Source organism: Rathayibacter sp. SD072, from assembly GCF_017355185.1.
In the GTDB taxonomy this organism is placed as follows: Bacteria; Actinomycetota; Actinomycetes; order Actinomycetales; family Microbacteriaceae; genus Rathayibacter.
In genome coordinates, this window is the sequence record NZ_JADILJ010000013.1 from 39,812 (window position 1) to 51,900 (window position 12,089).

Here is a 12,089-nt window from a genome sequence, read left to right on the forward strand (position 1 = left end):
CGACGTCGTGGTTATCGACCCACGAGACCCGGCGCCGGTCGGCCTGGCCAGCCTGATGGGCGCTGACCCCGATCGCACCGCCGATGCGCTGCTAGCAGTCTTCCACTCCCTCTACGCCGACAACTGGGGGCCGCGCAGCCACGACATCATCCATGCCGGCTTGCTGACACTGGCGCGCCGCGGAGATGCCTCGCTGGTGCTGCTGCCCACGCTCCTGACCAACCCTGGCTTCCGGAGGTCCGTTACGCAGACGATCGTGCGGGACGACCCACTCGGCCTTGGGACCTTCTGGGGCTGGTACGAGTCGCTGTCGGAAGCCGAGCGCGAGCTGACGAAGGCCGGGGCCCAACTGGTCAGCTGCTCGGAGAACATCGACGAGACGCCGAGTGGCATGCTGCTGCACGGCATCATGAGTTCGATCGCCGAGTTTTACAGCCGCAACCTGGCGACGGAGTCTCGCAAGGGGATGCTGCAAAAGGCCAAAGGTGGCGGCACGGTCAACGCGGCTCCCTTCGGCTACATCAACACCCGCACCCGCACTCCCGAGGGCCGCGAGGTGCGCACCGTCATCCTCGATTCGGACCGGTCCCATTGGATCCCCTGGATGTACGAGCGCTACGCCTCCGGCGAATGGACGACCGCCATGATCCGCGACGAACTCCTCAAGCACTCCGTTACCACCTTGCCGCGGCCGAATCGCCCCAGTGCCCCGATCGCCAGTTCCCACGTCGACTCCGTGCTGAGGAATCGGTACTACGTCGGCGTCGTCAAGTTCGAGGGAGTCGAGTACCCCGGTAAGCACGAGCCGCTGATCAGTGAGCAGCTCTATGCCCGTGCTCAGCAGGTCCGCGCTGCCCGCCGTCAGAGCGGCGAGAAGCCCCGGGTTCACACGCATTACCTCAAGGGCACGCTGTACTGCGGCAACTGCGGGGAACTTTTGACCTTCGAGCAGTCGCGCAACCGCGTGGGCACGCTCTACGACTACTTCTACTGCTTGGGTCGTCAGCGCCTCAAGAACGGCTGCACGTTCAAGGCGACGCAGGCGCACATGGTGGAAGACCTCGTCGAGCAGCACTGGTCGACGGTGACGTTGTCAGACACGCGGCTCGCCGAGGTCCGCCGCCTCGTGCTCGAGCATATGGAGACGTTGCTTCCGAACCAGGACCGCGCTGAGGCAAAGGCGAAGCGTGACATCGCCGATCTGGCTGCGCAGAGCGACCGCCTGATGCAGGCCTTCTACGCCGACGCCATCGCGCTCGATCAGCTCAAGCAGGAGCAGTCGAGGATCAGTGCGGCGCGGGCAGCCGCCGAGTCACTGATCGAACGAAACACCACGGACCGCGAAACGGTGCTCGAACGGCTTGATTACCTCTGCACTCTGCTGGCCAGCCCAGCGCGCTACTACGAGAACGCACCGACTGCCATGCGCCGCGAACTGAATCAGGGCATCTTCGAGCGCATCTACGTCTTTGATGACGAAATCGTCGGCAGCAACCTGACCGAGCCGGTGCAGCGCCTGCTGAGTGAAGATCTCAAGCTGCACCTGGCGCGCGAACGGAAGAGGGTCCTTCGTTCGGACGTGAGAACCAACGACCTCGAGAACCCGTCAGGGGTTGCACCGATTCTGGACAGAGGTAGCGGCGAATCGGTGCCAGACATCTCTCAGGAACCGTCCGACGCCCGTTTGAGCACCTTTTTGGCGATTGAGCGTCCCAGGGGTCATTTCCCTTGGGAACGAAAAAACCCCGGACCATTCAAGGTCCGGGGTTCTAACGATCATTTCTTGGTTGCGGGGGCAGGATTTGAACCTACGACCTCTGGGTTATGAGCCCAGCGAGCTACCGAACTGCTCCACCCCGCGGCACAAGAAGAAACACTACACGCGGATCGGGAGGAGCGCAAATCGAGGACGGAGCAGATCGGGGCGCCGCCCGATCAGGAGCGCTTCGAGGCCGTGATCGCGAGCGCGAGCGGCAGCCACTCCTGCTCGGGCCAGGCCCAGGCGCCGTCCTCGCGCTGCACCAGCTGGGGCGCTACGCGCCAGGGTGCGATCGGCTCCTCGCGCAGCTCGGTGATCGAGAGGCCCGCACCGAGCAGGGCGGAGGCGATCGACCCGAGCGAGTGGCTCCACTCGTGGGCGCGATCGTTCTCGAAGGCGACGTCCGTGCCTGCGTAGTCGCCGGCGCCCTCGACGACGCGCGGCTCACCGCCGCCGTCGTACGGCTGCTGGAAGCGCGGCTCCGGCCCCTCGGGCGAGCCGGTGAGCACGGCCGCGGCCGGATGCGTGTCGACGAACACGAACGAGCCGCCGGGCGCGAGGAACCACTCGACGATCCGCGCCCACTCGACGAGGTCCGGGAGCCACACGACGGTGCCCCAGGTCGTCACGACGACGTCGAAGGAGTCGGGCTCCGGCAGCATGTGCCGCAGATCGTAGAGGTTGGAGCAGACGAAACGGGCGCGGCCGGCGAGTCCGAGCTCGGTCGCGAGACGACGCGCCTCGCGGACCGCCGCCATCGAGAAGTCGACGCCGATGACCTCTGCGCCGCGCTGGGCGAGCGCGAGGGTGTCGGCTCCGAAGTGGCACTGCAGGTGCAGGACCCGCTTGCCCTCCCAGCCGCCGGGGGCGACGCGGGCGAGCGACTCCTCCTCGACCGGGAAGAGCCGGCCCGCGCCGCCCCGCAGCGCCGACAGGTCGTAGAACGCGCTGCCGGCGTGCGCGGCGACGCGCTCGTCCCAGAGGGCGCGGTTCAGATCGAGCCACTCCCCCGAGCGCAGGTGCTCGCCCCGGTCCACCTGGACCATCGTGCTACTGCTGCCCCTCCGCCTCGAGCGCCCGGGTGAGGGCCTCGGTCAGCTGCTCGTCGGCTGCGGCGAAGGCGGTGAGGTCGCCGTCGCGCAGCGCCGCCTCGCGGGCTGCGAGCGCCGTGCTGGCGTCGGCGAGGGCCTGCTGCAGCGGCGTCTGGTCGCCCGTGCCGGTGTCGGTGCCGCCGGTCTCGGTGTCCGTCCCCGGGTCCGCACCGGTGTCGGTACCGGGATCGGTCCCGGTTCCGGTGTCGGGCGCGACCGGCGTGCCGGTGTCGCCCGCGTCCGCGCCCGAGTCCCCGCCGAAGAGGCTGTCGAGAGCCGCGTCGAGGGTGTCCTCGAAGGCGATGTCGTCGCCGAACGCGACGAGCACCTTCTGCAGGAGCGGGAAGCTCGTGTCGCCGTTGGAGCTCACGTAGATCGGCTGGACGTAGAGCAGGCCTCCGCCCACCGGGAGGGTGAGCAGGTTGCCTCGGGTGACCGTCGTGTCGCCGCGAGAGAGCAGAGCGAGCTGGTTGGCGACCGTCGGATCGGTGTTGAACGCGTTCTGCACCTGACCGGGGCCGGGCACCGTGTCGTCGCTCGGGAGCTCGAGCAGCCGCAGGGTCCCGTAGCCGTCGGCGACGCTCCCCTCGGTCGCGCCCGCGTCGGAATCGGCCACGAGGTACCCGGTGAGCACGTTGCGGCTCGCCTGGCTCCCCGGCGTGCTGGCCGGGATGTACGTGGAGTAGAGAGAGTACGACGGCACCTCGACGTCGGGGGTCTGGAGCGTGAGGTAGTACGGGGGCTGCAGGGAGTCCCCGCCGACCGCCGAGGCAGCCGAGGTGCCGCTGGTCGGGTCGTTCGGAGTGGACCACGCCGCCTCGCGCGAGTAGAAGGAGCCGGCGTCCGTGACGTGGTACGTGCCCAGGACCGCGCGCTGGACCTTGAAGAGGTCCTCGGGGTAGCGGACGTGGCTGAGCAGGTCGGCCGACATCTCGCTGATGGGCTCGACGGTGCTCGGGAAGATCTTCTGCCAGGTCTGCAGGATCGGGTCCTCGGTGTCCCACGCGTAGAGCGTGACGCTGCCGTCGTACGCGTCGACTGTCGCCTTCACCGAGTTGCGGATGTAGTTGACGTCGTCGGTCGGGAACTGCTGCTGCGTGTTCGTGTCGGCGATCGCCTGCGAGAGGCTCTGCACCTCCGAGTACGGGTACTCGGCGGAGGTGGTGTAGCCGTCGACCACCCAGACCACGCGTCCGTCCACGACGGTCGGGTAGGCATCGGAGTCGAGCGTCAGGTAGGGGGCCACCTTCTGCACGCGGTCGACGGGATTGCGGTCGTAGAGGATCTGCGACTCGGTGTTCACCCCGTCCGACAGGAAGATCTGCTCGGACTGGAACTTGATCGCGTACACGAGCTTCTTGAACACGTTGTCGAGAGCGGGGCCGCCCTCGCCGTCGAAGGTCGTGTAGGTCTGCTGCTCGCCCTCGGTGCCCGACGGGTAGTCGAGCTCGATGTTGCGGTCGCTGTCCCCGCCGACGATCGAGTACGCCGGCGAGTTCTCGCCGAAGTAGATGCGCGGCTGGTAGTCGCCGAGATCGCCGGTGGTCGGCACGCCCGACTCGATGAAGACAGGCTCGCCGTCGGCGGAGCGCTGGTTGCCGTACGCGGCGACCAGTCCGTAGCCGTGGGTGTAGACGAGGGTCTGGTTGTACCAGGTCTGGTTGTTGCCCAGACCGTTGAGGTTCAGCTCGCGGACGCCGACGACCGCGTCCTGGGTCGCGCCGTCGATGCTGTAGCGGTCGACGTCGAGGGCGTTCTGCTCATCGCCGAACGCGTAGTACTGACGGAACTGCTGGAGCTGCGAGAACGCGTCCGTCACGACGGCGGGGTCGAGGATGCGGATGTTCGCGGTGGTCTCGGCATCGGAGCGCAGCGCGCCCGGCTCGGCGTCGGTGGTCGCGTCGTAGGGGATGACCTGGACGTCGTCCACGCCGTACGCCTGGCGGGTCATCTCGATGTTGCGCTGGATGTAGGGCTCCTCGAGCGTGCGCTCGTTGGGCTCGACCTGGAACTTCTGCACGACCCACGGGTAGAGGGAGCCGACGAGCAGGCTCGAGACGATCAGGAGCGCGGTGCCGATGACGGGCAGGCGCCAGCGTCCGATGAACGCGGTGACGACGAAGAGGACCGCGACGAGCACGGCGACGCCGGCGAGGATCTGCAGGCCCGGGATGGTCGCGTTGACCGACGAGTAGGTCGCTCCGGTGATGCGGGCGCCCTGGTCGGTGAGGGTCGCGTACTGGTCGAGCCAGAGGCTGACGGCCTGCACGAGGAGGTAGAGCGCCGCGATGATCGCGAGCTGGATGCGCGAGGACTTCGAGATCCGGACCTCGCGTCCGTTCACGCGGATCGCGCCGTAGAGGTAGCCCGTGGCCAGAGTGGCGAGCGCCGAGATGATGAGGACCGCCGAGGCGAAGCCGACGAGGCTCTGGTAGAAGGGCAGCTCGAACAGGTAGAAGGACGTGTCCAGCCCGAACTGCGGGTCGATGTCGCCCGAGGGGGTGCGGTTCCAGAAGGTCAGGCTGGTCTGCCAGCGCGACGCCGACGAGACGCCCGCGAACAGTCCCAGGACCGCGGGGATGCCGAAGGTCGCCAGACGGCGCAGCGGCTCCACGACCTGCTGGTAGCGGTCGATCTGCGAGTTGAGCTTCGCGTAGACCGGGCGCAGGCGGTAGGCCAGCGTGAGGCTGATGAAGACCGGGATCGCCATGGCGGCGAAGCCGATGACGAAGAGCCCGCCGGCCGCCGCCCACTGCGTCGTGAGGACGGAGAGGAAGCCGAGCTGGTCGTACCAGAGGATGTCGGTGTAGAGACCGGCGAAGACGAAGAACGCCACCACCAGAACGGCCACCACCACGACAGTGACGGCGAGGACGCTCCGTCTCTTCCGCTGCGGGGTTTCGGTTGCTGTGGAACTCACGGATGGGCCTCTTGCTGTCGAGATGTGAGGGGAGGGCACCCATGCTATGCGACGGGTGCGGGCCCCACCTGAGCGTCGGCCTCGACAGCAGGAGGCGGGCGTCAGCCGATCGGAGTCGCCCCGTCGCAGGTGGGCAGTCCGGAGACGTCGCCGGAGGCGATGCCGTCGAGTGCGGCGAGCGCCTCGTCGAGCGTCGCCACGCTCAGCACCTCGATGCCGTCCGGCACGTGCCCGACGACCTCGCCGCAGTTCTGCGCGGGAGCGAGGAACCAGTCGGCGCCCGCCGCCACCGCGCCGAACATCTTCTGCCGGATGCCGCCGATGGGCCCGACCTGCCCGTCCGCGTCGATGGTGCCGGTGCCCGCCACCTCCTCGCCGCCGTTGAGCGAGCCCTCGGTGAGCTTGTCGATGATGCCGAGGGCGAACATCATGCCCGCGCTCGGGCCGCCGACGTCGTTCAACTGGATGTCGACCTCGAAGGGGAAGTCGAAGGCCAGGCCGGCGACGATGCCGATCACCGCGGCGCCGTCGCTGTCGACGGGCACCACCTGGACGTCCTGACGCGCACCGTCGCGCTCGATCGTGAGGTCGACCGGGACGCCGGCACCGGACGCCTGCACGGCGTCGCGCAGAGCGGCGACGTCGGACACGGGGGCGCCCTCGACGGCGACGACCGCGTCGCCCGGCTCGAGCACGTCGACGGAGGGCGAGTCCTCCGGGATCTGCACGACCGACACCTGCTGGGCGACCGGATAGCCGAGCTCCGTCAGTGCCACGGCGATCGCCTCCTGCTGCGAGTCGGACATCTCGGCCTGGTTGGCCTCGTCGCGCTCCTGCACCGTCACCGATCTCGGGAAGATCGACTCGACCGGGACGACGGCCTTGCTGCGGTCGAACCAGGCGCCGACGATCTCGACCCAGTTGGGCAGGCTCTCCGGATTCCCGACGACCGAGACGGTCAGCATGTCGAGCGTGCCGGTCGTGGGGTAGGTGGGCTCGTCGGGGATGGAGATGAGCGGGACGTCCTCGCCGTCGGTCTCGCTGGTGCCGAGGGTGTCGAAGACGGGGCCCGGCTGCTCGATGACGTAAGGGGCGGGCGCGATGCCCAGCGCGACCACCAGGGCGACTCCCGAGAACAGCACGGTCGGTCCCACCCACGCCCGCTTCCCGCGTGAGGGCGAGTGCCGGGGATCGTCGGAGAACAGCGTCACGGGGGCCTTCCTCAGGGCGTGCGGGGAAGCTCCGCCGGGGTGTTCGCGGCGGGCGGAAGCGGGCCCTGCGGTTGCGGTCGTCTTCAGGCCGATCGCCCGGGCACTCGGGCTAACGTAGCTTGCACGACTGGGAGTCGAGTCACGATCCCGCGCCCGTCACGGGCGTTCACCCGAACGACGGAGGGCTGATCCGAATGGCCGCAGGCGACAGTGCTGACCGACCCGGCGAGGGGTCGGAGGACGAGTTCCGCGAGATGCTGAGCCGGTTCCTCTCGGGTGACGGTCCGATCGATCCGTCGCAGCTCGCGGGTGCCGCCGGGCTCCCGAACGACCCGGTCGCTCTGCAGAACCTGCTCTCGCAGCTGCAGAGCGCGATGCAGCAGAACGGCGACGGCATCAACTGGACGCTCGCGAGCGAGCAGGCCAAGCAGCTCGCCCGCGCCGAGTCCGCCCCGGTCACCGACTCCGTGCGGGCCCCCTTCGACGGAGCCTTCGGTGTCGCGGCACTCTGGCTGGACGAGGTCGCCTACGTCTCGGAGCTCTCCCGCCCGCCCCGCACGGTCAGCCGCCTCGAGTGGATCTCGCTCACGATGCCGGTCTGGACGCAGCTCGCCGAGCCCGTCGCCCTGAGCATCTCGGACGCGCTGACCCGGGTGATGCGCGAGCAGGCCCCGGAGGAGATGCGCGAGATGATCGCCGGAGCCGAGGGCATGATGCGCGGCATCGGCGGAACGCTCTTCGCCCTCCAGCTCGGACAGGTCGTCGGGCAGCTCGCCGCGGAGGTCGTCTCGGGAGGCGACATCGGCATCCCCCTGCTCGAGGAGAACGACGCCGCGATCCTGCCGCAGAACGTCGCCGCGTTCGGCGAGGGGCTCGACATCCCGATCGACCAGGTGCAGATCTACCTGGCGGTGCGCGAGCTCGCTCACGCCCGCCTCTTCCGTCACGGCAAGTGGCTCCGACTGGCCCTCATCTCGCAGATCACCGACTTCGCGCGCGGCATCAGCATCGATACCACCCGCCTCGAGGAGCTCGCCGGGAACTTCGACCCGTCGAACCCCGAGGAGCTGCGCGACGCGATGACGTCCGGCGCGCTGATCCCGCCCAAGACCGAGGAGCAGCTCGCAGCGCACGGCCGCCTCGAGACGGTCCTCGCCCTGATCGAGGGCTGGGTCGACGTCGTGACCGCGGCCGCGACCACCCGCCTGCCCAGCGCCGGAGCGATCGCCGAGACCGTCCGCCGCCGGCGCGCTTCCGGCGGGCCGGCCGAGTCCGCGTTCGCGACGCTCGTCGGCCTGGAGCTGCGCCCGCGCCGGCTCCGCGACGCCGCCGCCATGTGGCAGGCGGTGACCGACGCCGTCGGACCGGAGGCGCGCGACAGCCTGTGGTCGCACCCCGATCTGCTGCCCGGTTCCGAGGACCTCGACGACCCGAGCCGCCTCGTGGCCCGCCTGAGCGCCGAGGCCCGCGGCGAGACCCCGGAGCCCGACGAGATGGACCGCGCGCTCGAGGAGCTGCTCAACGGCGGCACCCCCGACGCTCCCCCGGCCGACGGAGCGGGCGACGGCCCGGACGACGCGGCCGGCCCGACGGGCGACCGCCCGGTCTGATCGCCTCCGGCGGCGGGACCTGTGGAGAACTCCCCCGGCCCCGCCGCCGACTCGGCCATGCTCTCGGCATGGTCCTCCGACTCGATCCCCGGTTCCCGCTCCTCTGGCGCTCCGCGACCGCGATGCAGGTCGGGCTCGACCGCCCGCACGTGGTCCTCGACGGCGTCGGCTACGCCGAGGAGCTGCTGCTGCACGCGCTGCGGGTGGGCACCAGCGCCGGGACCGCGCGGCTGATCGCGCGGCGGGCCGGTGCGTCCGACGAGCGGATCGACGAGCTTCTCGAAGCGCTGCGACCGGTGCTGTCGCGCAACGTCTCACCCGGCCCTCCCCCCGCACCGCGCGTGGTCGTCGAGGGCGACGGCACCGCGGCGGACGCCCTGCGGAGCCTGCTGCGCGGCGAGGGCTGCGAGCTGGTCGGGGAGGACGCGGTGCCCGACGTCGCCGTGCTGCTGACCGACTTCGCAGTCGCTCCAGCCCGGGCCGCGCACTGGCTGGCCGCCGACGTGCCCCACCTGGCGGTCGTCTTCGGCGACGAGGCGGTGCGGGTCGGGCCGCTGGTCGAACCGGGCGCGGGCCCGTGCCTGCACTGCGCCGAGCGCGACCGGATCGACCTCGATCCCGAGTGGCCGCGGCTCGTCATCCAGGTGCTCGGCCGCCGCGCGCCGACCCGGACCGCGCTCGCGAGCGCCGCGATCGCCGTCGTGGCGGCCGATGCCGTGCTGCGCCGCGTCCTCGCGGGCGGGACGGCGCTGAGCGACCGGGAGCGGATCTACTCCGACGCCTCGGGCGGCTTCAGCGAGCGGCGGCTGGAGCCGCACCGCGAGTGCGCGTGCCGAGCTCTTCCAGGAAGCGCGACGGCTCCCTCCGCGTCACCCGGCCCACCGTCGAGCGCGACCACGACAGGCGCAGGCGCCGTCGTGCGCGGGTGATGCCGACGTAGAGCAGGCGGCGCTCCTCGTCGATGCCCTCGAGTCCGCTGGCGTAGGAGATGGGGAGCAGTCCCTCCGAGAGGCCCATCAGGTGGACCGAGTCCCACTCCAGGCCCTTGGCCGAGTGGATGGTCGCCAGGGTGACCGCCGCGCGGTCCGGCTCGTGGTGCACCTGCTGCCGGGCGAGGAGGTCGTCGGTGAACTGCCGGAACGTCCAGTCGGCGGGAGCCTCGTCGACGAGGCGGGCGAGGGTGTCGAGCGACTCCCACCGATCGCGCACGGCACCGGGGGCCGACGGCGGCTCCGCGCTCCAGCCGAGCGAGCGGAGGACGTCGCTGACCGACTTGAAGAGCGGCTCTCCCGCGATCGAGACGGAGGCGGCGCGCAGCTGCATCACCGCCTGCTTCACCTCCGGCAGATCGAAGAACCGCTTGCCGCCGCGCATGTGCGCGCTGACACCGCGCTCGGTGAGCGCGTGCTCGAGCACCGCCGACTGCGAGTTGGTGCGGAACAGGATCGCGATGTCGGAGGGCCGCACTCCCGCCTCGACGTCGGCGGCGACGCGGGCGGCCACTCCGCGCGCCTCCGCGATGTCGTCGGGGTACGCGTCGATCGACGGCTCCGGCGCCTCGCCCTTCTCGACCGCGTGCAGCACGAGCGCACCCGGGCGCCCGCGCATGAGCCGGTTCGCGGTCTGCACGATCGGCGTCGCGGACCGGTAGTTCTCCTCGAGGCGCACGACAGTGGCGGCGGGCCAATGCGCGGGGAAGTCGAGGAGGTAGTCCGCCCGCGCGCCGGCGAAGGAGTAGATGGTCTGGCTCGCGTCGCCCACGACGCAGAGGTCGCTCCGGTCGCCCAGCCAGAGCTCGAGCAGCCGCTGCTGCAGCGGGTTCACGTCCTGGTACTCGTCGACGACGAAGAACCGGTACTGCTCGCGCACCTGCATGGCCATCGCGGGCTCGGACTCGAGCATGCCGGCGGTGACGAGGAGCACGTCCTCGAAGTCGATCTGCCGGCGCTGGTCCTTCAGCCCCTCGTACTCGTCGACCAGGGCGACGGTCTGATCGAGCGTGAGCCGGCCGGGGAGCGTCCTGGTGCGCGCGGCGACGGCGTACTGCTCGAGCGACAGCGCCGACACCTTCCGCCACTCGATCTCGGCCGAGAGGTCGCGCAGCGTCGCGGTGTCGAGCTTGAGACGGAGCCGCTCGGCCGCGTGGCCCAGCAGGCGGGCCTTGCCGTCCAGCAGCTGGGGCATCGTGCCGCCGACCAGCTGCGGCCAGAAGTAGCCGAGCTGCGAGAGCGCGGCGGCGTGGAAGGTGCGCGCCTGCACCCCTCCGGCACCGAGGACGCGCAGGCGCGAGCGCAGCTCCGCGGCCGAGCGGCTCGTGAAGGTCAGCGCCATCACGCGGCCCGGGGTGTAGACGCCCGTGGCCACGCCGTGCGCGATGCGGTGGGTGATGGTGCGGGTCTTGCCGGTGCCCGCTCCCGCGAGCACGCAGACCGGCCCGAGCAGCGCCTCCGCCGCCTCCCGCTGCCCCTCGTCGAGCCCGTCGAGCAGGCTCACGCGAGGGGCCCGTTCTCGAGCTCGCCCCCGTACCAGTCCTCGATCATGGCGCGGGCGATGGAGGAGCGGCCGGGCAGGAGCACCGACTCGAGCGAGTCGCGCAGCTGGTCGCGGGTGAACCAGCGCAGGTCGACGATCTCCTCGCCGTCCGGTCGCAGCGCCGCGGGCTCCTGGTCGGGCGCGAGGCGGGCGGTGAAGCCGACCATCAGCGACGCGGGGAACGGCCACGGCTGCGAGCCGAGATAGGCGGGGTCGACGACGCGCATGCCCGACTCCTCGAAGATCTCGCGCACGACGGCCGCCTCGAGCGACTCGCCCGGCTCGACGAAGCCGGCGAGCAGCGAGAAGCGGTCGCTCCCCCACATGGCGTTCGAGCCCAGGAGCAGGCGGTCGTCGGCGTCGAGGACGCAGACGATGATCGCGGGGTCGGTCCGCGGGAAGACCTGGCTGCCGTCGGTGGGCGAGCGGCGGACCCAGCCGCCCTGCTCGACGACGGTCGGGTCGCCGTTGCGCGGGGAGTAGGCGTGCACGGCATGCCAGTTGGCCATCGCGAGCGCCTCGGTGAAGAGGCCCGCGTCGCGGCGGCTGAGGCGCTCGGCGATCGGGCGCAGCTGGCTCCAGCGCGACTCGTCGGGCTCGAGCTCGAGGGCGGCCGCCTCGGTCAGCACGGTGGCGACGACCGGGGTGCCCGCGGGCTCGCCGTCGGCGTCGACCGTGGTCCGACCGAGGTAGACGCGGAGCGTGCCGGCGGTGACGGAGTCGGCCCTCTGCAGCGCGAGGCGGTCGCCGTCGACCAGGGCGCGGTCCTTCCGCAGGGCCAGGACGCGCGTCGCCGGGTCGGCGAGGAGCTCGTCGTAGAGGTCGGGACGGCCTCGGGAGAGGTAGTCGCGGTCGACGGCCTGGCGGGCGAGCGGGAGGCGATCGGTGAAGGGCGTGGTCATTCGGGGAGCTCTTTCCAGGAGGCGGTGCCGCGGGACGGGAGACGCCCGCGGGTCGGTCCGCGGC

7 protein-coding genes, 1 tRNA gene and 1 pseudogene are annotated in these 12,089 nt (G+C 70.8%); 2 read left to right on the forward strand and 7 right to left on the reverse strand.

Annotated features, from left to right (window positions below; genetic code table 11):
- Positions 1 to 55 precede the first annotated feature (55 nt).
- A pseudogene (locus IOC53_RS19650) lies at positions 56 to 1,066 on the forward strand (recombinase family protein); the annotation flags it as partial.
- 246 nt (positions 1,067 to 1,312) lie between these two features.
- Here IOC53_RS19650 and IOC53_RS18875 read toward each other — a convergent pair.
- The 5 genes from IOC53_RS18875 to IOC53_RS07390 all read right to left on the reverse strand — a co-directional run bounded on the left by IOC53_RS18875 (position 1,313) and on the right by IOC53_RS07390 (position 6,981).
- The gene (locus tag IOC53_RS18875) at positions 1,313 to 1,543 is read right to left on the reverse strand and encodes a hypothetical protein (protein WP_242683049.1); all 231 of its coding nucleotides are present in this window, start codon (positions 1,541 to 1,543) and stop codon (positions 1,313 to 1,315) included.
- Positions 1,544 to 1,784: 241 nt separating this feature from the next.
- Positions 1,785 to 1,861 (reverse strand) — tRNA-Met (locus IOC53_RS07375).
- Positions 1,862 to 1,935: 74 nt separating this feature from the next.
- Complete coding sequence (locus IOC53_RS07380) at positions 1,936 to 2,805, reverse strand: class I SAM-dependent methyltransferase (protein WP_207403927.1); 870 nt, start codon at positions 2,803 to 2,805, stop codon at positions 1,936 to 1,938.
- A gap of 4 nt (positions 2,806 to 2,809) precedes the next feature.
- Positions 2,810 to 5,770, reverse strand: coding sequence for a UPF0182 family protein (locus IOC53_RS07385; protein WP_207403929.1), 2,961 nt, complete (start codon positions 5,768 to 5,770; stop codon positions 2,810 to 2,812).
- A 101-nt stretch (positions 5,771 to 5,871) separates the two neighbouring features.
- The gene (locus tag IOC53_RS07390; RefSeq protein WP_207403937.1) at positions 5,872 to 6,981 is read right to left on the reverse strand and encodes a S16 family serine protease; all 1,110 of its coding nucleotides are present in this window, start codon (positions 6,979 to 6,981) and stop codon (positions 5,872 to 5,874) included.
- Positions 6,982 to 7,175: 194 nt separating this feature from the next.
- On the opposite strand from IOC53_RS07390, the gene IOC53_RS07395 reads away from it, so the two are divergent.
- Complete coding sequence (locus IOC53_RS07395) at positions 7,176 to 8,591, forward strand: zinc-dependent metalloprotease (protein ID WP_242683050.1); 1,416 nt, start codon at positions 7,176 to 7,178, stop codon at positions 8,589 to 8,591.
- Positions 8,592 to 9,383: 792 nt separating this feature from the next.
- Here IOC53_RS07395 and IOC53_RS07400 read toward each other — a convergent pair.
- Both IOC53_RS07400 and nudC read right to left on the reverse strand, forming a co-directional pair.
- Positions 9,384 to 11,084 (reverse strand): ATP-dependent helicase, encoded by a 1,701-nt coding sequence (locus tag IOC53_RS07400; protein ID WP_207403939.1) that lies wholly within the window; start codon positions 11,082 to 11,084, stop codon positions 9,384 to 9,386.
- A complete protein-coding gene (gene nudC, locus IOC53_RS07405) occupies positions 11,081 to 12,025 on the reverse strand; it encodes an NAD(+) diphosphatase (protein ID WP_207403950.1) in 945 nt (314 codons plus the stop codon). Before nudC ends, IOC53_RS07400 begins: the two co-directional genes overlap by 4 nt.
- Positions 12,026 to 12,089: the final 64 nt, after the last annotated feature.

Excerpts from the sequence above, each read along its gene's own strand:
- nudC (WP_207403950.1), bottom strand. The coding sequence starts at position 12,025 with ATGACCACGCCCTTCACCGATCGCCTCCCGCTCGCCCGCCAGGCCGTC.
- IOC53_RS07380 (WP_207403927.1), bottom strand. The coding sequence starts at position 2,805 with ATGGTCCAGGTGGACCGGGGCGAGCACCTGCGCTCGGGGGAGTGGCTC.
- IOC53_RS07395 (WP_242683050.1), top strand. The coding sequence starts at position 7,176 with ATGGCCGCAGGCGACAGTGCTGACCGACCCGGCGAGGGGTCGGAGGAC.